Here is a 23,365-nt window from a genome sequence, read left to right on the forward strand (position 1 = left end):
TTCCGGGGTGTTCCGGGGACGACCCGGGGTGTTCCGGGTGTCAGCGGGCGGCGCGGTTGACCGCGGAGACGACGGCCTTCAGCGACGCGCGCGTGGTGTTGGCGTCGATACCGATGCCCCACAGCACCTTGCCGTCCACGGCGACCTCGATGTAGGAGGCGGCCTGTGCGCTGGCGCCCTCGCTCATCGTGTGCTCCTGGTAGTCCAGGAGCCGGGCGTCGATGCCCACGCCCTGCAGGGCGTGGAAGAACGCGGAGATCGGGCCGTTGCCGGTGCCGACGAGGGTGGTCTCGGCGCCGTCCACGTCGGCCCGGACGGTGAGGGTGTCGACGCCGTCGCGGTCGGTCGTCGTCTGCCCGCCCTTGAGCTGGATGCGGCCCCAGGCGTTGGCGGGGTTGGGCAGGTACTCGTCGCGGAAGACGTCCCAGATCTGCGCGGGCGTGACCTCGCCGCCCTCGGCGTCGGTCTTGGCCTGGATGATGCGGGAGAACTCCACCTGCATGCGCCGCGGCAGGTCGAGGCTGTGGTCGTGCTGGAGCACGTACGCCACGCCGCCCTTGCCGGACTGCGAGTTGACGCGGATGACGGCCTCGTAGGAGCGGCCCACGTCCTTGGGGTCGATGGGCAGGTACGGCACCGCCCACTCCAGCTCCTCGACGGGCTTGCCGCTCTGCTCGGCCCTGGCCTCCATCGCCTCGAAGCCCTTCTTGATGGCGTCCTGGTGGGAGCCGGAGAAGGCGGTGTAGACGAGGTCGCCGACGTAGGGGTGGCGGGGGTGGACCTCCATCTGGTTGCAGTACTCGTAGGTGCGCCGGATCTCGTCGATCTCCGAGAAGTCGATCATCGGGTCGACACCCTGCGAGAACAGGTTCATGCCCAGGGTGACGAGGTCGACGTTGCCGGTCCGCTCGCCCTGGCCGAACAGGCAGCCCTCGATGCGGTCGGCGCCGGCCATGAGCGCCAGCTCGGCGGCGGCGACGGCGGTGCCGCGGTCGTTGTGCGGGTGGACGGACAGGCAGACGTGCTCGCGGCGGGTCAGGTTCCGCGACATCCACTCGAAGCGGTCGGCGTGGGTGGAGGGCGTGGAGCGCTCCACGGTGGCCGGCAGGTTGAGGATGATCTCGCGGCCGTCCTCGGGCTGCCAGACGTCCATGACGCCTTCGCAGACCTCCAGCGCGAAGTCCAGCTCGGTGTCGGTGAAGATCTCCGGGCTGTACTGGTAGCCGAAGACGGTGCGGTCGTCGAGCAGCTTCTCGGCGTACTCCACGACCAGCCGGGTGCCGTCCACGGCGATCTGCTTCACCGCGTCGCGCGAGCCGCGGAAGACGACCTCGCGCCAGACGGGCGCGGTGGCGTTGTACAGGTGGACGGTGGCGCGGCGGGCGCCCTGCAGGGACGCGACGGTGCGCTCGATCAGCTCTTCGCGCGCCTGGGTCAGGACGGAGATCGTCACGTCCTCGGGGATGGCGCCGTCTTCGATGATGGAGCGTACGAAGTCGAAGTCGGTCTGCCCGGAGGACGGGAAGCCGACCTCGATCTCCTTGTAGCCCAGGCGTACCAGGAGGTCGAACATGGCGCGTTTCCGCGCCGGCGACATGGGGTCGATCAGGGCCTGGTTGCCGTCGCGCAGGTCGGTGGAGAGCCACCGGGGGGCGCGGGTGATGCGGCCCGCGGGCCAGGTGCGGTCGGGGATGTCGACGGCGTCGTACGGGCGGTAGCGGTGCACCGGCATGCCGGAGGGCTGCTGGCGGATGGTGGCGGCGGTGACGGGCGTACCGCGGCCGACGGCGTTACCGGGGTGGTCCATGGTGGCGTGGGCTCCTTCGCGCGAGCTGGTCGTCGACCGACGGGTGGCAGCACCGGACTCCGCGGGGAGGGGGTCGGTCTACGACAGCAGACCCTCGCCGCGGCGGCTAAGAAGAAGCAGCCCGTAACGCACGATGCCGACCAATGTAGCCCAGCCGCGATGGCGCCGGCCGATCAGTATCACGATGCGAGACCCCGCGGGGGACCACGCCACTCGAAATCGCTAACAATCCGCTTCGGTGAGTGACAAGTTGACTACTTAGTGCCACATTGCGGTCATGGACGCCATCTCACGTAACCCCGTGTTCTGCACCATCGTGCCGCCCCACATGCTGGACAAGCTGGCCCGCGCGGACAACGCGGCCCTGTCCGCCCGCGCGCGCCGCACCCTGGAGCGCGACGCACAGCAGCGCACCCGCCGCACCACCGCCGTCCGCAGCCTCGTGGCCCCGCCCGCCGCGCGCACGGCACGGGAGGACGCCAAGCCGAAGCGCACGGTCTACGACGCGCAGCACACCCAGGACCTGCCCGGCACGAAGGTCCACGAAGAGGGTGACGGGGCCAGCAGGGACGCCACCGTCAACCGCGCCCATGCGGGTCTCGGCGCCACCTTCGAGCTGTTCCTCACGGGCTTCCAGCGCGACTCCGTCGACGGCGCCGGGCTGCCGCTCGACGCCACCGTCCACTACGGCGAGGAGTACGGCAACGCCTTCTGGGACGGCGGGCAGATGGTCTTCGGCGACGGGGACGGCGAGGTGTTCCTCGACTTCACGATCGCCGTGGACGTCATCGGCCACGAGCTGGCGCACGGCGTCACCCAGTACACCGCGAACCTGGAGTACTCCGGCCAGTCCGGGGCCCTCAACGAGTCGGTCTCCGACGTCTTCGGCTCCCTCGTCAAGCAGTACGCCCTCGGCCAGTCCGCGGACCAGGCCGACTGGCTCATCGGCGCCGGCATCCTCGCCCCCACCGTCACCGGCGAGGCGCTGCGCTCGATGAAGGCCCCCGGCACCGCGTACGACGACGACGTCCTCGGCAAGGACCCGCAGCCGGCGACGATGGCGGACTACGTCGACACCACCGCCGACAACGGCGGCGTCCACATCAACTCCGGCATCCCCAACCACGCCTTCTACCTGCTGGCCTCCGACCTCGGCGGCAACGCCTGGGAGCGCGCGGGCCGCATCTGGTACGACGTACTGACCGGCGGCAGCCTCACCCCCACGGCCGACTTCACGGCGTTCGCCGCCGCCACCGTCGCCGCCGCCGAGGCCCGCTACGGCGCCGGGGCCGAGCAGCAGGCGGTGCTCAAGGCGTGGTCGCGGGTGGGCGTTCCCACGGACGCGGAGGCCACCGTGCCGCGGCAGAACCCCGCCCCGGAGGGTGCCCCGCCGCAGGCGGGGTAGGCGTGGGGGCATGCGCATCACCGTCACCCGCACCGGGGGCTTCGCGGGTCTGACCCGCGAGGCGACCCTGGACACGGCCGGCCGCGCGGACGCGGCCGGCCTGGAGGCCCTGGCCCGGCGGGCGCTCGCGGAGGGCGGCGCCGGCCCGCCCGCGGGCGTACCGGACGGCTTCGCGTACCGCCTCACGGCGGCCGGCCGCACCGCGCACTTCGCGGACCCGCGGCTGACCGACGCCCAACGCGCGGTCGTCAGGGCGGTCTTGACAGAGGGTGCGTAGGAGTACTCCCCGGGGAGCAATGACGGGCGGGGGTCACCCCGTGAAGTAGGTGCGGTTTCGCACCCGGGAGCGAAGCACCGGGCCGGGTTCCCGGGGGAAGCTGGGGCGAGTCCCGTTGCTTCCCGGAGGGAGAGCCCGCTATGGGCGCCGTATCCGCACCACCCGAAGCGCCGTCCGGCCCGGCCGCGAGATCCAGGCGCCGCTGGCTGCCCTGGGCCGTGCTCGGCCTGTGGATCGTGATCCTCGCCATCGCCGTGCCGTTCGCGGGCCAGCTCGGCGGGGAGACCCGCGACCGTGCCGTCGACTACCTGCCCGGGAGCGCCGACTCCACCCAGGTGGCCGAGATCACCGGGCAACTGCCCGGCGGCGACACCCTCGAAGGGATCCTCGTCTACCAGCGCGACGGCGGCATCACCGCAGCCGACCGTGAACTCGCCGCGCAGCACGCCGGCGAGATAGCCGGCGAGTACGAGACGGCGCAGGACCGCACGCCGCAGGCCGTACCGTCCGAGGACGGCACCACCCTGATGCTGCCGTTCTCGATCACCGGACTGCCCGACGAGGACGCCCAGACGGAGGCCGTCGAGGAGATCCGCGACCAGGTCGTGGCCGATCCCCCCGAGGGCCTGTCCGTCGAACTCGGCGGCCCCGCCGGCTTCCAGACCGACGCCGAGGCGGTCTACGAACAGGTCGACGGCACGCTGATGTACGCCACCGCGGGCATCGTGACGATCCTGCTGATCCTCACCTACCGCAGCCCGGTCCTGTGGCTGCTGCCGCTGATCTGCGTGGGCGTGGCGGCGATGAGCGCCATGGCCATCGTCTTCGGCCTCATCAAGGCGTTCGACCTGACCGTCAACTCGATGAGTTCCGCGGTGATGACGGTGCTCATCTTCGGCGCGGGAACGGACTACGCGCTGTTGCTCGTCGCCCGGTACCGCGAGGAACTGCGCCGCACGAGAGAGCCGCAGGAAGCGATGCTCACGGCCGTACGGAACTGCGGCCCGGCGATCCTCGCCTCCTCCGGCACGGTCGCGGCGGGCCTGATCTGCCTGCTGGCCGCGGACCTCAACTCCACCGCGGGCCTCGGCCCGGTCGGCGCGGTCGGCGTGCTGTGCGCGCTCGCCGTGATGCTGACCCTGCTGCCGGCGCTGATGGTGCTCTTCGGCCGCCGCATCTTCTGGCCGCTCGTCCCCGCCTACGGCAGCGAGCCCAAGCGGCGCGGGTTCTTCGACCGGCTGGGCTCCTCGGTGGGCCGCCGCCCGGTGGCGATCCTCGCCGGCGGCGTGGTGCTGCTCGCCGCGCTGGCGATGGGTGCGTTCAACCTGCCGGGCAACCTGAAGCAGGAGGACTCCTTCACCGACAAGCCCGAGTCGATCACCGCGATGGAGAAGCTGAAGGTCGCCTTCCCCGAGCAGGGCGCCCAGGGGATCGCCGTGATCGCCAACGATGCGCAGGCGGACGCCGTCCTGTCGGCCGCGCAGGGCGTGGAGGGCGTCGCCTCCGCGGAGCTGGCGCGCTCCGGCAACGGGTACAGCGAGATCACCGTCTACGCCGCCGACCAGCCGCAGTCCGCGGGGGAGGACCGTACGATCGCCGCCCTGCGCGCCGAACTCGGCGCCGTCGACGGCGCCGACGCCCTCGTCGGCGGTCCCAGCGCCGAGGCGCTGGACCTGGCGGACGCCAACTCCGGCGACCGCAAGCTCGTCATCCCCCTCACCCTGGCCGCCGTGCTCGTCATCCTCATCGCCCTGCTGCGCAGCCTCGTCGCGCCGCTGGTCCTCACCGTCGCCGTGGTGGCGTCGTGGGGCGCGGCGATGGGCATCGGCGGCCTGGTCTTCGAGCCGGTCATGGGCTACCCGGGCATCGGCGGTGAACTGGCGCTGCTGACCTTCGTCTTCGGCGTGGCGCTCGGTGTCGACTACGGGATCTTCCTGCTGCACCGGATGCGCGAGGAGGCGACCAAGGGCGCCGACACCCGCACCGCGGCGCTCACCGCGCTGCGCCGCACCGGCGGCGTGATCGCCTCGGCGGGCCTGGTGCTGGCGGCGACGTTCGCGGCGCTCGCGACGATGCCGATGGTGATGATGTTCGAGCTGGGTTTCGTCGTCGCGGTCGGCGTCCTGCTGGACACGTTCCTGGTCCGCACCTACCTGGTGACGTCCGCGAGCTGGCTGCTGGGCAAGAAGGTCTGGTGGCCGGGCCCGCTGTCGAAACGTGAGGAGACGGTGCCGGCCGCCCCCGACGTGCTGCCGGAGCAGGAGCCCGCGGGCGCGGCGGCGGTGCGCTAGCACGGCCCCGGCACGCCGTTCACGCGCGCGCCTCGCGCGCGTGAACGGCGTGTCCGTACCGGGGGGCTCCGCCTCCGGAGCCGTACGGGAGGATGGTGGTCATGCAGTCAGTGAGGACCCGGCTGGCGGGGCTGAAGAAGCCGACGCGCCGGGACGTTCTGTTCACCGCGGTCGTCGGCGTCGTCGTCGCGTGTCTGGCGCTGTTCGGCAAGGTCGAGGAGTCGGCGCACCGGCCCGACGCCGCGGGCTGGCTGCTGCTGACGCTCATGGTGGCGCTGCTCGCCTGGCGCCGGCACTACCCGATGGGCGTCTTCGTGCTGTCGCTCGTCCCCGAGGCCCCGTACCACTCGCTCGCCAACATCCACACCGCGCCGACGCCCACGATACTGGTCGCGGTCTACTCCCTCGCGGTCGCCGGACCGCGGGTGCGCACCCTGCTGGTCACCTGCGGACTGGTCGTCGCCGCGGTGGTCATGCTGACGCTGCGCGACGTCCACCAGGGCACCGAGTTCCTGCGCACCTCCGGCTGGGTCATCTCCATCGCGCTCTTCGGCGAGGCGGTACGGGTGCACCGCAACTACGTCGGCGCCATCGTCGAACGCGCCGAACGGGCCGAACGCACAAGGGAGGAGACCGCCGCCCGCCGGGTCGCCGAGGAACGGCTGCGCATCGCCCAGGACCTGCACGACCTGCTGGCCCACAGCATCACCCTCATCGGTGTGCAGACCTCGGTGGCCGCGCACCTGCTGGTCGCCGACCCCGGCCGGCTGGACCGCGCGGCGCTCGCCGACGCCCTTGACGGCATCGCCGGCACCTGCCGCGACTCCCGCGCCGAACTGCGCACCACGCTGCAGGTGCTGCGCGGCGGCGACTCCGTGGACGGCACCCGGCCGCCGCCGGGCCTCGACGGGCTGCCCGACCTGGCGGCGGCGGCGCGCGCCGGCGGTGCGCGGGTGCACCTGGACGTCGCCGACGCGGCCCGCGACGTGCCGCGGGGGGTGGGGGCGGCGGCGTACCGGATCGTGCAGCAGTCGCTGACCAACGCCGTGCAGCACGCCGGTTCCGCCGTGCAGGTGCGGGTTTCCGTCACCTACGACGAGGGGGCGGGCGCGCTGCGCATCGCCGTCGTGGACGACGGTCCCGTGGTGCCGGCGCAGGCCGCCGCCGGGCCGGCCGCGGGCGGCACCGCGCGCCCCGGCTACGGCATCGTCGGCATGCGCGAGCGGGCCCGCAGCGTCGGCGGCACCCTGGAGGCGGCCCGCCGCACGGACGCCCCGGGCTTCGCGGTCACCGCCGTGCTGCCGTGCGCACCCGCCGGAGCCGAGAGCGACGAGACCGTGGAGTCCGTGGAGTCCGCGGCGGCCGATCCCGCGGACCGCGCCGCCGCGGACCCGGCCGCCGCCGACCGCCCCGGGGCCCGTACCGCCCTCACCGACAGGAGCCGTACCGCATGAGTGCCCAGCCCATCCGCGTCCTCCTCGCCGACGACCAGACCCTGGTGCGCAAGGCGTTCGCCATGCTCGTGGACTCCGCCGCGGACATGGAGGTCGTCGGCGAGGCCGGCAACGGCCGCGAGGCCGTGGCGCTGACCCGCAGCGAGCGCGTCGACCTGGTGGTGATGGACCTGCGGATGCCCGAGCTCGACGGCATCGAGGCCACCCGGCTGATCGCCGCGGACGAGGACCTGGCGGGCGTACGGGTCCTGGTGCTCACCACCTACGACACCGACGAGCACATCATGGCCGCGCTGCGCGCCGGCGCCTCCGGCTTCCTGGTCAAGGACACCCAGCCGGCGGCGCTGCTGGAGGCCATCCGCACCGTCGCCGCCGGCGACGCGCTGCTCTCGCCCGGCCCCACGGCCCGCCTGATCGAGCGCCTGGTGCGGCTGCCGGCGGCGCCGGAGCCGGCCGCGCCGCAGCACGGCGGGGCGGCGATCGGCGCGCTGTCGGAGCGCGAGCGGCAGGTGCTGATGCTGGTGGCGCGCGGGCTGAACAACACCGAGATCGCCGAGGCGCTGGCGCTGTCGCCGCTGACGGCCAAGACCCATGTGAGCCGGATCATGGGCAAGGTGGGGGCGCGGGACCGGGCGCAGTTGGTCGTCATCGGCTACGAATCGGGGCTCATCACTCCCGGATCTTCTTCGTCTTCCGGATAAGCTTCCCATAGCACACGTAGGATGTCCCTCCTTGTGCGTACGATACTGCCATGTCCCAGGAGCTGAAGCACCCCCAGCCGCGTTCGGACCGCAGGAAGCGCATGGGCGGCCAGATCCAGCGCGAGATCATGCAGCTCATCCTCGACCGGGGGCTGCGCCCCGGCGCGGTGCTGCCCACAGAAGCCGAGTTGATGGACGACCTGGGGGTGAGCCGCAACTCCGTACGCGAGGCGCTCAAGGCGCTCCAGGCCCTCGACATCGTCGAGATCCGCCACGGGTACGGCACCTATGTGGGCGAGGCGTCGCTCACCCCGCTCGCCGACGGGCTGACGTTCCGCACCCTGGTGCAGCTCGGCGGCGACGACGCGCACGCCCTCACCGAGATCCTCCAGGTCCGCGAGATCCTTGAAGAGGGCCTGGTCAGCCGGGTGGTGGAGGGCATCCCCGAGGCCGACCTCGACGCGCTGGACGCCATCGTCGCGCGCATGGAGTCCCGCGCCGCGCAGGGCGAGGTCTTCCCCGAGGAGGACCGCGAGTTCCACGAGGTCCTCTACCGCTCGACGGGCAACACCCTGGTCCCGCAGCTCCTCGGCGCGTTCTGGAACGTCTTCCACCGCGTGGCCGGCGTCCGCGGCTGGGCCGAGGACCCCTCGCCGCGCACGACCGCCAGCCGCCACAAGGAGATCGTCGCCGCGCTGCGGGGCCGCGACCGCGAGCGCGTGCGTGCCGCGATGACCACCCACTTCCGCGGCATCGAGGCGCGTGCGGGGAAGGCGATGCGCGGCGTCGGGTGAGCGACGCAGGCATGGGCGGAAGGTGAACGGCGGGTAGCTGGCGACAGACCCTTGACCGTACGGAGTGCTGGCTTTACGTTACGCGGTGGACATCCCACGTCCTACGTAGGACATGGGCCCTTCATCGCCGTCCACGTCCCCCCACGTGCCCGACGTGCCCCGACGTACCGACGAAAGCGAGACGCACCACATGCAGCCACGCCTCGCGCCTGCCCAGGGCCGCTCCCGCCGAAGAAGCCTCCGCCCCCGCCGCGCCACCGCGCTGGCGGCCTGCGCGGCGGTCCTCGGCACCGGAATGACCGCACTGGCCCCCCTCGCCACCGCACAGGACCCCCAGAACCCCCAGAGAACCGCAGCCGCACCGGAGTTCAGTGAGGAAGTGCTCTTCCAGCAGGGCACCGGCGGCTACTTCTGCTACCGCATCCCCGCCGTCACCAGGGCCGCCGACGGCACCCTCCTCGCCTTCGCCGAAGGCCGCGTCAACAGCTGCGGCGACGCGGGCGACATCGACATCGTGCTCCGCCGCTCCACCGACAACGGCGCCACCTGGACAGAACCGCAGGTCGTCCTCTCCGGCGACGGCGACACCCGCGGCAACCCCGCCCCGGTCGTCGACCGCGAAACCGGCCGCATCTCCCTGATCAGCACCCACAACCCCGGTGGCGACGACACCGTCCGCATCCCCTACCTCCAGCACTCCACCGACAACGGCCAGACCTGGACCCCCGCCCGCAACATGGCCGACGAGCTGTCCAAGCCCGAGTGGGACCGCTGGTACGCCACAGGACCCGGCCACGGCATCCAGCTCACCACCGGCGAGCACGCCGGCCGCATGCTCGTCGGCGCCAACCACGAGGGCCTCGACGGCAGCCTGGGCGCCCACCTCCTCTACAGCGACGACGGCGGCCTGAACTGGAAGATCGGCGCCGACGACACCCGCACCACCCAGCCGCCGGACGTCAAGCCCCAGGAACTCAGCCTCTTCGAGCGCAGCGACGGCTCCGTCTACGCCGCCGCCCGCGACGAGCGCGGCACCGACACCGGCAACCGCGCCGCCGCCGTCAGCAGCGACGGGGGCACCACCTTCGATGCCCCCTTCGTCACCACGCCCGACCTCGTCTCCCCGGTCGTGCAGGGCGCCACCCTCCGCCACGGCGACCAGGCCCTCGCCTCGCTGCCCGCCCACCCCGCCGACCGCAAGGTCATGTCCGTACGCGCCTCCCACGACGACGGCCGCACCTGGGAGTCCTGGGAGCAGGGCCGCGTCATCTACTGGGGCCCCACCGCCTACTCCGACATGGTCGAGCTGGCCGAGGACCGCGTCGGCCTGCTCTACGAAGCCGGCACCGCCGGCCCGTACGAGCAGATCCGCTGGGCCCGCTTCAACGACGCCTTCCTCGACCAGCCCAACGAGGACCCGCCGCAGGCCCCCGCCCCCGAACCGGGACCGACGACCCCCGACGTCTCCCGCAGCGACAACACCGCCTACGTCCGCGGCAGCTCCTACCTGCGCCCCGGCCGGTTCGGTCAGTCGCTCTACCTCGACAACGCCGACGACCACGTGGACGCCCGCGTCGAGATCCCGTGGAACGACTCCCTCGACGTCGGCGACGGCGACTTCACCTGGACCGGCTGGTTCAAGTACGGCCGCACCAGCGGCGCCCACGCGATCATGTGGGCCTACGGGGTCGGCGGCAACGCCCCCTCCGTCTGGCTGCGCGCCGAGCCCCAGAACAACCGCGTCATCGCCCGCATGCAGATGGAACAGGCCGCCGTCAGCGTCCAGACCCCCGGGGCGTACAACGACAACGCCTGGCACTTCGTGACCCTCAAGCGCGCCGACGGCAAGCTCACCCTCAGCGTGGACGACGCCTCCGCCTCCGCCGCCGCCCCGCCCGGCTCACCCACCGCCGGAAAGGAGTTCGGCATCGGCGGCATCGACATCGGCCAGCGCCTCGACGGTGCCAACCGCTTCCACGGCTACCTCGACGACATGCGCATCTACCATCGCGCCCTCAACCAGGGCGAGCTGACCGCCATCCGCAACGACAACGCCGCCGTGCCCAAGGGCCAGCAGCTCCGCCTCCCGCTCGACACCGTCAACCCCCGGTAGCCCGTCCGGGCGCAGGGGCCGGCCCCGGGCTGCCACAGCCCGGGGCCGGCCCCCTCCGGCCCGTACGCGGGCGCGCACGGTGGCCGCGTACGCAAGAATGGGCCCATGACCCTGTTCCGCGACGACGGCATCGTGCTGCGCACCCAGAAGCTGGGCGAGGCGGACCGGATCATCTCCCTCCTCACCCGCGGCCACGGCCGCGTCCGCGCCGTCGCCCGCGGCGTACGGCGCACCAAATCGAAGTTCGGCGCCCGCCTGGAACCCTTCAGCCACGTCGACGTCCAGTTCTTCGCCCGCGGCAGCGACCTCGTCGGCCGCGGCCTGCCCATGTGCACCCAGACCGAGACCATCGCCCCCTACGGCGCCGCCATCGCCGTCGACTACGCCCGCTACACCGTCGGCACCGCCATGCTGGAGACCGCCGAACGCTTCACCGACCAGGAGGGCGAGCCGGCCACCCAGCAGTACCTGCTGCTCGTCGGCGCCCTGCGCACCCTCGCCGGCGGCGCCCACGCCCCCCAGCTCGTCCTCGACGCCTATCTGCTGCGCTCGCTCGCCGTCAACGGCTACGCCCCCAGCTTCGGCGACTGCGCCCGCTGCGGCCTCGACGGGCCCCATCGGTTCTTCTCCGTCAACGCGGGGGGAGTGCTGTGCGGCGATTGCCGCGTACCCGGTAGCGTCGTACCGTCACCCGAGGTACTCGCGCTGCTCGGCGCACTCCTGACCGGCGACTGGCACGCCGCCGACCGCTGTGGAGCACATCACGTCAAGGAGGGCAGCGGCCTCGTCGCCGCCTATCTGCACTGGCACCTGGAGCGGGGGCTGCGCTCGCTGCGCCACGTCGAAAGGTAGCCGGGACGGCCCGGCCGCCATGAGACCGGCGGCAGGCGGGCACCAGCCGAGCAGCAAGACGAGCACCGGACGGGAACCGGACGGGAAAGACACGGCCCACGCCGAGGAACGGGAGAGCACGGCACATGGCACGACGAGGGATCCGCGGCGCTTCCCTGACCCGGCACCGCCGCGCCTACCAGGCCCCCGAGCCGCACCCCTCCGGCGCCCGCGCGCCGAAGGTGCCCGGCGAGCTGGTCCCCGGACACGTCGCGATCGTCATGGACGGCAACGGCCGCTGGGCCAAGGAGCGCGGCCTGCCGCGCACCGAAGGCCACAAGGTCGGCGAGGCCGTCGTCCTCGACGTCGTCAGAGGCTGCCTGGAGATCGGCGTGAAGAACCTCTCCGTGTACGCCTTCTCCACCGAGAACTGGAAGCGCTCACCCGACGAGGTGCGCTTCCTCATGAACTTCAACCGCGACGTCATCCGCCGCCGCCGCACCGAACTCGACGCCATGGGCGTACGCATCCGCTGGGCCGGACGCATGCCCAAGCTGTGGAAGAGCGTCGTGGAGGAGCTCCAGATCGCCGAGGAGCAGACCCGCGGCAACGACGCCATGACCCTCTACATGTGCGTCAACTACGGCGGCCGTGCCGAGATCGCCGACGCCGCCGCCGCCATCGCCCGCGAAGTCGCCGCCGGCCGCCTCGATCCCAAGAAGGTGAACGAGCGCACCGTCGCGAAGTACCTCTACTACCCGGACATGCCGGACGTGGACCTGTTCATCCGGCCCTCCGGCGAGCGGCGTACGTCCAACTACCTCATCTGGCAGAGCGTCTACGCCGAGATGGTCTTCCAGGACATCCTGTGGCCCGACTTCGACCGCCGGGACCTGTGGCGCGCCATCGTCGAGTACGCCTCCCGCGACCGCCGCTTCGGCGGCGCCATCCCGAACGAGACCGACCCCGACGAGATCGGCCACGAGGCGCACACGAGCTGACCCGGGCCGTCGCCGGGGCGCGCCCGGCGCCGTACCGCTCAGCCCGATACCGGCCTGCTCAGCCGCGCTGCTGCGCCGCGCACTCCGCGCACGTGCCGAAGACCTCGACCGTGTGCGCCACGTCCGCGAACCCGTGCTCCGAGGCGATCGACTCCGCCCAGCGCTCCACCGCAGGACCGTCGACCTCCACCGCCTTGCCGCACATCCGGCACACCAGATGGTGGTGGTGCTCACCGGTGCTGCACCGGCGGTACACCGCCTCACCCTCCGTCGTCCGCAGCACGTCGACCTCGCCCGCGTCCGCGAGCGACTGGAGCGTCCGGTACACCGTCGTCAGGCCCACCGACTCGCCGCGGTGCCGCAGCATGTCGTGCAGCTCCTGAGCGCTGCGGAACTCGTCGACCTCCGCCAGCGCCGCGGCCACCGCCGCCCGCTGTCGCGTCGACCGGCCGCGTACCGGGGGACCTGCGGTCGTCACCCTTGCCTCCTGCTGCTCGCTCGAAGCCCTGTCCGCCCCACGAGCCGCCATTGTGCCAGCCGCAACCGCATAACCGGGCACTGCTGCCGCCGCCATCCTCACCGCGACCCGCCCCCGGCCCGCGCACCTGCGCCCTTCACCGCCAGGGCGCCGTCCCCGGAAATGCCCGTGCCGCCGCCCGTGCCGCCGGTTTCGCCGCCGGCCCGGGACCGCAGCCGCGCCAGCGGCACCGCCAACGCCGTGACCAGCAAGAACAGCCCCAGCGCGAAGAGCACGATCGTCGCGCCCGGCGGCACGTCCACGTAGTACGAGAACACCGTGCCCGACAGCGTCGTCACGACCCCCATCGCCACCGCCACCGCCAGCGTCGCCGCGAAGGCGCGCGTCGCCTGCTGCGCCGCCGCCACCGGGATCACCATCAGCGCACTGACCAGCAGCAGCCCCACCACGCGCATCGCCACGGTCACCGTCACCGCCGCCGTCACCGCCAGCAGCAGGTTCAGCGTCCGCACCGGCAGCCCGGTGACCTTCGCGAACTCCTCGTCCTGGCAGATCGCGAAGAACTGGCGCCGCAGCCCCAGCGTCACCAGCAGCACGAACACCGACAGCCACACGATGGCCACCACGTCGGAGTCCGACACCGTCGTCACAGAACCGAAGAGGTACGTGGTCAGGTTCGCCGTCGAACCGTTTGGCGCCAGGTTGATCAGCAGCACGCCGCCGGCCATGCCCCCGTAGAAGAGCATCGCCAGCGCCAGATCACCGCGCGTGTGCCCGTACGAGCGGATCAGCTCCATCGCCACCGCGCCCGCCGCCGCGACCAGCACCGCCGTCCACACCGGGCTCGTGTTCAGCAGGAAACCCAGCGCCACACCGGTCAGCGCCACATGCCCGATGCCGTCGCCCATGATCGCCTGCCGGCGCTGCACCAGATAGATGCCCACCGACGGCGCCGCGATCCCCACCAGCAGCGCCGCAAGCAGCGCACGCTGCATGAACGGCGGCTCAAGGAATTCCAGCATCATGTCAGCAGCCCCGTTCTGTCCGCCTCGGCCGGCTCGCCCGCCTCGCCCGGGTGCGGGTGGCACGCCAGGTCGTGCACCTGCGCCGCGGCGTCCGTCTCGCCGCGCCCGTACTCCCGCGCCACCACACCGCCGTCGAGGACCACCGTGCGGTCGATCAACGGCTGCAGCGGCCCCAGCTCGTGCAGCACCAGCAGCACCGACGCACCGGCTTCCACCTGCTCGGTCAGCGCCTCGGCCAGGATCCGCTGGCTCGGCAGGTCCACGCCGCCCAGCGGCTCGTCCATGATCAGCAACTCCGGCTCGGCGGCCAGCGCCCGCGCGATCAGCACCCGCTGGTGCTGCCCGCCGGACAACCGGTTCACCGAGTCCTTCGCCCGGTCCGCCAGCCCCACGACCTGGAGCGCGCGCTCCACCGCCGCCCGGTCCGCCCGCCCCAGCGGGCGCAGCCGCGAGCGCGACAGCCGGCCCGACGACACGACCTCCCGCACCGACGCCGGCACCCCGGAGGCGGCCGTCGAACGCTGCGGTACGTATCCGATGCGCCGCCACTCACGGAACCGCCCCAGCGGCGTCCCGAACAGCTTGAGGCCGCCCGACGTCAGCGGCACCCGGCCGACCACGGCCCGTACCGTCGTCGACTTCCCCGAGCCGTTCGCCCCCAGCAGCGCGACCACCTCGCCGCGGCCCACCGTCAGGTCCACCCCGCCCAGCACCGCGCGCCCGCCCAGCGACGCGTGCGCGCCGCGCAGGCTCACCACCGGCTCGCTCACGCCCGCTCCCTTCGCCGAGACCCGGCTCACTTCGCCCCGAGCGCCTGCTGCAGCGCCACGAGGTTCGCTTCCATGATCTCGAAGTAGTCGTCACCCTTCGACTTGTCCGTCACGCCCTCGATCGGGTCGAGCACGTCCGTCTTCAGATCGAGGTCACCCGCGAGGGTGCGCGCCGTCTCGTCGCTGACCAGCGTCTCGAAGAACACCGTGGTCACCCCGTCGTCCTTCGCGATGTCCTGCAACTGCTGCATCCGGGCCGCGCTCGGCTCCGCCTCCGGGCTCACGCCCGTGATCGACTCCTGGATCAGGCCGTAGCGGTCGGCGATGTAGCCGAAGGCGGCGTGGGTGGTGACGAACGTGTCCGTACGGCGGTTCTCCAGCCCGGCGGCGAACTCGGCGTCGAGCTTGTGCAGCCGGTCCGCCAGCTCCGCGGCGTTCTTCTTGTACGTGGCGGCGTGGTCCGGGTCGGCCTTCGCCATCGCCTTGCCGACGCCCTCGGCGACCTCCGCGTAGCGCACGGGGTCCAGCCAGACGTGCGGGTCGGTGCCGTCCTCGCCGCCGTGGTCGTGCCCCTCGTGGCCCTCCCCGGCCTCTTCCTCCGCCGCGTGCCCCTCGTCCCCGTGCTCTTCGTCCCCGTGCTCTTCGTCCCCGTGCCCCTCGTCCCCGTGCCCCTCGTCCCCGTGCTCTTCGGTGCCGTGCTTCTCCAGCGACGTGAACTCCGACGCCTCCACGACGTGCTCCGCACCCGACTGCTCGATGGCCTCGTCCACCGCCGGCTGCATATCCTTCAGATAGATGATCAGCCCCGCGTCCGCCAGGTCCCCCGTCTGCCGCGGGCTCAGCTCCAGGTCGTGCGGCTCCGTCCCCGGCTTCGTCAGCGTCGAGACCTCCGCGTGCTGCCCGCCTATCTCCTCGGCCAGGAACTGCATCGGGTAGAACGACGCGGTCACCCGCAGCTTGCCGTCCTCCGTCGTGGTGCCGGAGGACCCGTCGCCGCAGGCGGACAGGGCCAGCAGCGCGGTGGCGGACAGCGCCGCAGCCGCGGCGGACGTGAGGCCGGATATGGACCGGCGGCTAGCTCTCATGACACTCATTTTCATCAAAGATGGAAACGATTGTCAAAAAATTGTACGGAGAAGACCCGGCGACCGCCTCCCGAGCGCCCCGCGGCCACCCGGACGCATTCCGCCGCCCCCCGTTATCCCCGCACCGCCCGACCCCGATTTGAAACCAGGGGCACCGCCGCCGGTAACCTGGAGCACCGCTTCGTCGTCGTAATGAAGAGAGCACCGTGGCCGCCGACAAGATCGACACCATCGTCAGCCTGAGCAAGCGCCGTGGCTTCGTCTACCCGTGCAGCGAGATCTACGGCGGTCAGCGCGCCGCCTGGGACTACGGCCCGCTCGGCGTAGAGCTCAAGGAGAACATCAAGCGCCAGTGGTGGCGCTCCATGGTCACCTCCCGCGACGACGTCGTCGGTCTCGACTCCTCCGTGATCCTCGCCCGCGAGGTCTGGGAGGCGTCCGGGCACGTCGCCACCTTCACCGACCCCCTCACCGAGTGCACGTCCTGCCACAAGCGCTTCCGCGCCGACCACCTCGAAGAGGCGTACGAGGCCAAGCACGGCCACCCGCCGGCCGGCGGCCTCGCCGACATCAACTGCCCGCACTGCGGCAACAAGGGCGCCTTCACCGAGCCCAAGCAGTTCTCCGGCCTGCTCGCCACCCACCTCGGCCCCACCCAGGACGCCGGCTCCGAGACCTTCCTGCGCCCCGAGACCGCCCAGGGCATCTTCACCAACTTCCTTCAGGTCCAGACCTCCTCGCGGAAGAAGCCGCCCTTCGGTATCGCCCAGACGGGCAAGTCCTTCCGCAACGAGATCACCCCCGGCAACTTCATCTTCCGCACCCGCGAGTTCGAGCAGATGGAGATGGAGTTCTTCGTCAAGCCCGGCGAGGACGAGACCTGGCACGAGTACTGGCTGCAGCAGCGCTGGAACTGGTACACCGCCCTCGGCATGCAGGAGGCCAATCTCCGCTGGTTCGAGCACCCCAAGGACAAGCTCTCCCATTACTCCAAGCGCACCGTCGACATCGAGTACCGCTTCGACTTCGCCGGTAGCCAGTGGGGCGAGCTGGAGGGCATCGCCAACCGCACCGACTTCGACCTCAAGGCCCACTCCGCCGCCTCCGGTCAGGACCTCTCCTTCTTCGACCAGGAGGCCGGCGAGCGCTGGACCCCGTACGTCATCGAGCCCGCCGCCGGTGTCGGCCGCACCATGCTCGCCTTCATGCTCGACGCCTACGTCGAGGACGAGGCCCCCAACGCCAAGGGCAAGATGGAAAAGCGCACCGTCATGCGCCTCGACCCCCGCCTCGCCCCCGTCAAGGCCGCGGTCCTGCCGCTCTCCCGGAACCCCGAGCTCTCGCCCAAGGCCAAGGGGCTCGCCGCCGACCTCCGCGGCCACTGGAACATCGAGTTCGACGACGCCGGCGCCATCGGCCGCCGCTACCGCCGCCAGGACGAGATCGGCACCCCCTACTGCATCACCGTCGACTTCGACACCCTCGACGACAACGCCGTCACCGTCCGCGAGCGCGACTCCATGAAGCAGGAGCGCGTCTCCCTCGACCAGGTCGAGACCTACCTCGCCGGCCGCCTCCTCGGCTGCTGACCCGCCCGCTGTACGGCGACGGCGCCCTCCCCGGGCCGGGAAGGGCGCCGTCGCCGTATGCGGGGACCGCAGGCATTCCGTACGGGAGGGACCGTACGGAAAACGTGCGGCAAGCTGCGGCACGCGGGTCCCTTGCTGCACACTGAGCCCCACCGCCAGGCCAGCAGGAGCCACGCACGGCACGAGCCAGCAGCAGGAGGCGCCATGCACGCGAGGGCCACCAGCCGGGTCACCGCCACCGACCCGGACGGCCGTGAACACACCGTCCACGTCACGGGCGCCGGCACCCGGCGCACACTGCGATGTGACAGTTGCGACTGGAGCAGAGCCGCCCAGTTCCTGCCCTGGCTCAAGGCGGAGGAACACCTCGCGGAGGCACACGGCGCCGCCGCCGGGGGAGGGGACACCGGCTCCGGGGCCCCACCCGCCCCGGGGACGTAGCCCCCGCACCACCGCCTCCCCCCGCCGGGCCGCCCGGCCCTCTGCCCGGCTCTCCGCAGCCGTCGTCACCCGGCTTTGAGGCAACGCGGCAGGACGGATTCGCGCAAACCGGAACACCACCGTCCCCGCCGCCGTTGACCCCACAGTCCGACACCAAGGAGTAGCCCATGCGTCGAGTTCGCCCCGCGTCCTTCGGCGCCGAGCCGGCGGGAGCCCGGCTGGCGCGGATCCTCAACTCGCCGAACTACGACCCGGAGGCCGGCGCGTTCCGCAACCCCGTCCCCGCCGCCATCAGCCCGCAGCCCGGCGGCGGCTCCCGCGGCGAGATGATCCGCGCCCTGCTCCGCCGCGACGGCCGCAGACCGGCCGGGCCCATCCCCGTACAGCGCCCCGACCTGTCCGCCCCGCCGGCCAGCGGGCTGCGCCTGACCTGGCTGGGCCACGCCACCGTGCTCGCCGAGATCGACGGCCGCCGGGTCCTCTTCGACCCGGTCTTCGGCGACCGCTGCTCGCCGTTCACCTTCGCCGGCCCGCGCCGCTTCCACCGCGCCCCCCTGCCGCTCGCCGAACTCGGCCCGCTCGACGCGGTCGTCATCTCCCACGACCACTACGACCACCTCGACATGCCGACCGTCCGCGAACTCCGCAAGGCGGTCGCGGGCGATGTGCTGTTCGCCGTGCCCCTCGGCGTCGGCGCGCACCTGGAGCGCTGGGGCGTGCCGCAGGACCGCATCGCCGAACTGGACTGGCACGAGTCCACCGAGGCCGCCGGCCTGACCCTCACCGCGACGCCCGCCCGGCACTTCTGCGGTCGCGGCATCCGCAACAAGCAGCGCACGCTGTGGGCGTCCTGGTCCGTGCGCGGCCCGGAGCACCGGGTGTTCCACAGCGGCGACACCGGCTACTTCCCCGGCTTCGCCGGGATCGGCGCCGAGCACGGGCCGTTCGACGCGGCGATGGTGCAGATCGGCGCGTACAGCGACTTCTGGCCGGACATCCACATGACCCCGGAGGAGGGCGTACGGGCCCACCTCGACCTGAGCGGCGGGGTGCTGCTGCCCATCCACTGGGGCACGTTCAACCTTGCCCCGCACCGCTGGGAGGAGCCCGCGGAGCGCACCGCCGCCGCGGGGGCCGCGGACGGCGTCCGCACGGCGATCCCGCGGCCGGGCGAGCCCTTCGAGCCGTCGGCGCGGGACCTGCCGATGACGCCGTGGTGGCAGGAGATCGCCGCGCCGGAGCGCCGCCCGCAGCCGGGCACCGGCGGTGGCCGTAAGGCCGGGGGCCCGAAGGCGGCGGCGAAGCCGAGGCCGGCGGAACGGTAGCCGCGGCAGGGCCGCGGGGCGGGTGGGGTGCGCCGGGGGTGCTCGCTGCGGGCGGAGCCCGGTGTCGGCTCGGGGTCAGGCCGGGTACGGGGCGGAGTGCGTGGCCGGGTGGTCGGCAGGGTGCATCGTGCGGCCCTCTTCGTACGCGGCGGCGAAGGGCTCCGCGCCGAGAGCCGCCGTCGCACGGGCCGTGATCCGGTCGACGTCGCCCCGCTCCGCCGCCGGCAGCGGCGCGCCCGACGCCGCGCGCAGGGCGGCGGCGGTGCCGAGCAGGCGGGCCGCCGGCGCATGGTCGCCGGCCAGCACTTCGACGCCCGCCAGGCCCTCCAGCGCCAGCGCCGTGGCCCGCGGGTCCTCCGAGCCGAGCGAGGCGGCCAGCGCCTCGCGCTGCAAGGCCCGCGCCTCCGCGATGTCTCCGCGCTGCTCGGCGATGAAGCCCAGCTCCACCGCGATCAGCGCCACTCCCCGCGAAGCCGCCAGGCTGCTGTGCCCGCGCCACCACGCCAGCCACGGACGCAGATGCGCCTCGGCGACCTCGGGCCGGCCGGCCCTGCGGGCCACCATCCCGAGGCCGATCTCGGCGAACTCCTCGCCGACCGGGTCGAAGTGCGCGGTGGCCAGCGACCTGGCCCGCTCGTGCAGCCGCCGTGCCTCCGGCAGGTCACCGGTGAGCATCGTGACCCGGCCCAGCCCGGCGAGCCGGTACGACTGCTGGGCCCACAGGCCGAGTTTCTCCGCCCGGCGGGCGTCGTCGCGGTGCAGCCGCGCGGCTCGTGCGTAGTCGCCAGTGATCTCGGCGTGGCTGGCCATGACCTCGCCGGCTTCGAGCCGGCCCCAGTCCTCGCCCAGTTCGTCGAAGATGCGGGCGGCGGTCGCGGAGTTCCGCGCGAGCGCGGCGAGGTTGCCGCTGAAGAGCGCCACGATCGCCTGGACGACGAGCGCGGCGGCCTCGCCCCAGCGGTCGCCGCGGGCACGGAACGCGCCCAGCGCCCGGTCGGTGAGCACGGCGGCGCGGGGGATGCTGCCGTAGCCGGCCTCGACGTAGGCGAGGAACCACACTGCCCGGCTGTCGGCGGCGGCCCTGGGGACGGGCGGCTCGGCGGTCGCGGTGTCCGACTCGGCGGTCGCGGCGGGGGGAGCGGGAAGAGCCGTGGGACGGGGGCGGGGGCCGTGGCCGCCGCCGGCCGGCCGCGGGCCGTCGCCCCGAGGCCCGCGTGTCCCGTAGGTCGTGGCTCCGGCGGTATCGGGGCCGGGGCTGTTGCCGGTTCCGTCCGGTGCGGGCTGCGGGTACGGGCCGTCGTCGCCGGGCGTTCCCCATGTCCGGTACGCACCGGCTCCGTCGGTCTCGGCGTCCGGCGGTACGTGGGCCGCCGCGTCGAGCAGGGCGAAGCCGGCGTGCCAGGCGGCGACGGTGGCCCGTAGCCCGGCGACGCCCGCGGGCCCCGCCGCCGTCGCCCTGCCCGTCTCCAGCGCCCGCGTCAGCGCTCTCGTGCCTTCGCGGTGGCGTCCGCGCAGGTACCAGTACCACGCCAGCGCGTTCGCCAGCCGCAGCGCCAGGGCGGCGTCACCCGTCGTGGTGGCGGTGTCGAGGGCCTTGCGCAGGTTGCGGGATTCGGCGTTGAGGCAGGTGAGCCAGCGGGCCTGGGTGCGGGTGAAGAGGTGGGGTGCGGCGCGCTCGGCCAGGGTGGCGTAGTAGGCGGCGTGGTCGCGTAGCGCGCGGGGGCGTTCGGCGGCGGCGGTCAGCTCTTCGTGGCCGTACGCGGCGACCGACTCCAGCAGCCCGTAGCGGGGGCCTTCGGGGCCGGGGGTGGCGACGACGAGGGAGCGGTCGACGAGACGGGCCAGCAGGTCGGCGATGTCGGCGGGGGCGATGTCCGTACCGGCGCAGACGGCTTCGGCGGCGGCAGGCGTGGTGCCGGCGGCGAAGACGGACAGCCGCCGCAGGACGGCCTGTTCGGCGGGGGTGAGGAGTTCCCAGCTCCACTCGATCATCGCGCGGAGGGTGCGCTGCCGTTCGGGGGCGTCCCGGCGGGAGCTGCCGGCGGCGAGGAGGCGGAAGCGGTCGTCGAGGCGTTCGGCGAGCCGGTGCACGCCGAGGGCGCGGACGCGGGTGGCGGCGAGTTCGAGGGCGAGGGGGATGCCGTCGAGGCGGCGGCAGACGGTGGCGACGGCGGCGGTGTCGTCGGGGCCGAGCCGGAAGCCGGGGGCCGCGGCGGCGGCGCGGGCGAGGAAGAGCCGTACCGCGCTGGATTCCATCAGGCAGTCGGCGGACGCGGCGGTGCGGTCCGCGTCTTCGGCGGCCCCGGGTGCGGGGAGGGCCAGCGGCGGTACCGCGTAGAGGGTTTCGCCGGCGATGGCCAGTTGCTCCTGGCTGGTGGCGAGGATACGCAGGCCGGGGGCGGCGCGGAGGAGGCCGGCGGCGAGCGGGGCGACGGACTCGACGAGGTGCTCGCAGTTGTCGAGGACGAGGAGAAGGCGTTTGGCGCGCAGGGCGTCGGCGAGGACGTCGTGGGTGGGGCGGCCGTCGGTGTCATGGACGCCGAGGGCGTGGGCGACGACGTCGGCGGGGTCGTCGTCGCAGCGGCGGCCGGCGAGTTCGGCGAGCCAGACGCCGTCGGGGAAGTCGCCGGGCGCGTCGGTGAGGGCCTGGGCGGCGACTTCGAGCGCGAGCCGGGTCTTGCCGACGCCGCCGGGGCCGCCGAGGGTGACGAGGCGTTCGGTGTGAAGGAGTTTGCGTACGTCGGTGACCTCGCGGTCGCGGCCGATGAGTTCGGTGACGGGGGCGGGGAGGTTGGACGGTGGCGGGGCGGGTTCGGGTCCGGGCGCGGGCGTGGCGGCGGTCGCCGGAATGCCCGGCATGGGGGTGCCGGGGACGTTGCGCATCCTGCCCGCCGCTGCGGTGCCCGGGTCGGCGGTCCCCGCTCCCGCCGCACCCGTGTCCGCCGCCCGCGGGTCCGCCGCATCCGTTTCCGCCGCACCCGGCCCAGCCACGCCGACAGCCCCCGCGCCCGTCCCGGCCTCCGTCGGGGCCTCCGGCGCCAGCGCCGGGTCCTGCGCCAGGATCGCCCGCTGCAGCGCCGCCAGCTCCGGGCCGGGTGCCAGGCCCAGCTCCCGGGCCAGGTGCCGGCGCAGCTTGCCGTACGCGGCCAGGGCCTCGCTCTGCCGCCCCGCCCGGTAGAGCGCCGTCATGTGCGCCGCGCGCAGCCGCTCCCGCAGTGGGTGGCGTTCGACGAGGTCGCCCAGCTCCGCGGTGAGCGGCCCGTGTTCGCCGAGGGCGAGCCGGGCGTGGGCCAGCTCCTCGATCGCCGTCAGCCGGCTCTCCGCCAGCCGGGCCGCCCCGGCGCGGGCGAAGTCCTCGTCGGCCACGTCCTCGTAGGCGCCGCCCCGCCAGAGCGCCAGCGCCTCCCGCAGCAGCCCCGCCCGTACGTCCGGTGCGTCGGACGCACGAGCCTGCGTGACGAGGGAGGAGAAACAGCCGGCATCGACGGACTCCGGCTCTGCCGCGAGGCGGTAGCCGCTGTGCTCGCGTATGACCAGCTCGCGGGCCCCGGGCTCGGCGGCGGCGAGCGCGCGGCGCAACTGCCACACGCGGGTCTGCAGCGTCGCCGTCGGGTTCGCGGGGCGGGCGTCCGGGGGCCACAGATCCTCGATGAGGCGGCCGGCGGAGACGGTACGGCCCTCGTACAGCAGCAGGTCCGCGAGCAGCGCGCGCACCTTCCGCTCGGCGACCTTGACCGGTTCGCCGACGTCCGTCCACACCGCCAGTGGACCGAGGACCCCGAATCGCATACCTCAACGGTACGCAGCGGGTCCGACAACGCGTACTCGCATCCGCGGGGGTGCCGGGTCCGGGTGCCTGGGCGCGGGTGCGGGGGAGTCGCGGACGCCGGCCGAGAGCGGATCTGGAGTGGGCCGAGAGCGCGGAGCCCCACAGTCGGCCCCGTAGCACCGACTCGGCGGGCCGACTCGACGGGCCGG

18 protein-coding genes are annotated in these 23,365 nt (G+C 73.2%); 12 read left to right on the forward strand and 6 right to left on the reverse strand.

The window, feature by feature from the left end; genetic code table 11:
* Positions 1–40 precede the first annotated feature (40 nt).
* A complete protein-coding gene (gene leuA, locus B124_RS09910) occupies positions 41–1,807 on the reverse strand; it encodes a 2-isopropylmalate synthase (protein ID WP_496502352.1) in 1,767 nt (588 codons plus the stop codon).
* A gap of 277 nt (positions 1,808–2,084) precedes the next feature.
* Here leuA and B124_RS09915 point away from each other — a divergent pair, with 277 nt between their 5' ends.
* The 9 genes from B124_RS09915 (at position 2,085) to B124_RS09955 (ending at position 12,674) form a co-directional block, all read left to right on the forward strand.
* Positions 2,085–3,212 (forward strand): M4 family metallopeptidase, encoded by a 1,128-nt coding sequence (locus B124_RS09915; RefSeq protein WP_496502353.1) that lies wholly within the window; start codon positions 2,085–2,087, stop codon positions 3,210–3,212.
* A 10-nt stretch (positions 3,213–3,222) separates the two neighbouring features.
* Positions 3,223–3,489, forward strand: a complete 267-nt coding sequence (locus B124_RS09920) for a protealysin inhibitor emfourin (protein ID WP_496502354.1) — start codon at positions 3,223–3,225, stop codon at positions 3,487–3,489.
* 140 nt (positions 3,490–3,629) lie between these two features.
* On the forward strand, positions 3,630–5,780 hold the full coding sequence (locus B124_RS09925) for an MMPL family transporter (protein WP_496502355.1): 2,151 nt from the start codon (positions 3,630–3,632) through the stop codon (positions 5,778–5,780).
* Between the two features lie 101 nt (positions 5,781–5,881).
* Positions 5,882–7,234, forward strand: a complete 1,353-nt coding sequence (locus B124_RS09930; RefSeq protein WP_496502356.1) for a sensor histidine kinase — start codon at positions 5,882–5,884, stop codon at positions 7,232–7,234.
* Positions 7,231–7,935: a response regulator gene (locus B124_RS09935; RefSeq protein WP_496502357.1), complete on the forward strand. Its 705-nt coding sequence runs from the start codon at positions 7,231–7,233 to the stop codon at positions 7,933–7,935. Before B124_RS09930 ends, B124_RS09935 begins: the two co-directional genes overlap by 4 nt.
* 101 nt (positions 7,936–8,036) lie before the next feature.
* Positions 8,037–8,729: a FadR/GntR family transcriptional regulator gene (locus B124_RS09940; RefSeq protein ID WP_496502456.1), complete on the forward strand. Its 693-nt coding sequence runs from the start codon at positions 8,037–8,039 to the stop codon at positions 8,727–8,729.
* A gap of 154 nt (positions 8,730–8,883) precedes the next feature.
* On the forward strand, positions 8,884–10,842 hold the full coding sequence (locus tag B124_RS09945; RefSeq protein WP_496502358.1) for an exo-alpha-sialidase: 1,959 nt from the start codon (positions 8,884–8,886) through the stop codon (positions 10,840–10,842).
* A 105-nt stretch (positions 10,843–10,947) separates the two neighbouring features.
* Positions 10,948–11,694 (forward strand): DNA repair protein RecO, encoded by a 747-nt coding sequence (gene recO, locus B124_RS09950; protein WP_496502359.1) that lies wholly within the window; start codon positions 10,948–10,950, stop codon positions 11,692–11,694.
* Between the two features lie 125 nt (positions 11,695–11,819).
* Positions 11,820–12,674 (forward strand): isoprenyl transferase, encoded by an 855-nt coding sequence (locus B124_RS09955; RefSeq protein ID WP_496502360.1) that lies wholly within the window; start codon positions 11,820–11,822, stop codon positions 12,672–12,674.
* A 58-nt stretch (positions 12,675–12,732) separates the two neighbouring features.
* Here B124_RS09955 and B124_RS09960 read toward each other — a convergent pair whose 3' ends face one another.
* The 4 genes from B124_RS09960 to B124_RS09975 form a co-directional block, all read right to left on the reverse strand.
* Positions 12,733–13,152, reverse strand: a complete 420-nt coding sequence (locus B124_RS09960; protein WP_496502361.1) for a Fur family transcriptional regulator — start codon at positions 13,150–13,152, stop codon at positions 12,733–12,735.
* A 98-nt stretch (positions 13,153–13,250) separates the two neighbouring features.
* Entirely contained in the window at positions 13,251–14,174 is a 924-nt protein-coding gene (locus tag B124_RS09965) for a metal ABC transporter permease (RefSeq protein WP_496502457.1), read from the reverse strand.
* The gene (locus B124_RS09970) at positions 14,174–14,947 is read right to left on the reverse strand and encodes a metal ABC transporter ATP-binding protein (protein ID WP_496502362.1); all 774 of its coding nucleotides are present in this window, start codon (positions 14,945–14,947) and stop codon (positions 14,174–14,176) included. The genes B124_RS09965 and B124_RS09970 overlap by 1 nt, the downstream gene beginning before the upstream one ends.
* Positions 14,948–14,973: 26 nt before the next feature.
* A complete protein-coding gene (locus B124_RS09975) occupies positions 14,974–16,041 on the reverse strand; it encodes a metal ABC transporter substrate-binding protein (protein ID WP_496502363.1) in 1,068 nt (355 codons plus the stop codon).
* A 197-nt stretch (positions 16,042–16,238) separates the two neighbouring features.
* Between B124_RS09975 and B124_RS09980 the strand changes: the two genes are divergently transcribed.
* From B124_RS09980 to B124_RS09990, 3 genes are all read left to right on the forward strand, one after another.
* A complete protein-coding gene (locus tag B124_RS09980; RefSeq protein WP_496502364.1) occupies positions 16,239–17,621 on the forward strand; it encodes a glycine--tRNA ligase in 1,383 nt (460 codons plus the stop codon).
* A gap of 204 nt (positions 17,622–17,825) precedes the next feature.
* Entirely contained in the window at positions 17,826–18,062 is a 237-nt protein-coding gene (locus tag B124_RS09985; RefSeq protein WP_496502365.1) for a hypothetical protein, read from the forward strand.
* Positions 18,063–18,229: 167 nt separating this feature from the next.
* Positions 18,230–19,387, forward strand: a complete 1,158-nt coding sequence (locus B124_RS09990) for an MBL fold metallo-hydrolase (protein ID WP_496502366.1) — start codon at positions 18,230–18,232, stop codon at positions 19,385–19,387.
* Between the two features lie 75 nt (positions 19,388–19,462).
* Here B124_RS09990 and B124_RS09995 read toward each other — a convergent pair whose 3' ends face one another.
* Positions 19,463–23,176, reverse strand: a complete 3,714-nt coding sequence (locus B124_RS09995) for an AfsR/SARP family transcriptional regulator (RefSeq protein ID WP_496502367.1) — start codon at positions 23,174–23,176, stop codon at positions 19,463–19,465.
* Positions 23,177–23,365: the final 189 nt, after the last annotated feature.

The organism is Streptomyces sp. CNP082 (genome assembly GCF_059570535.1).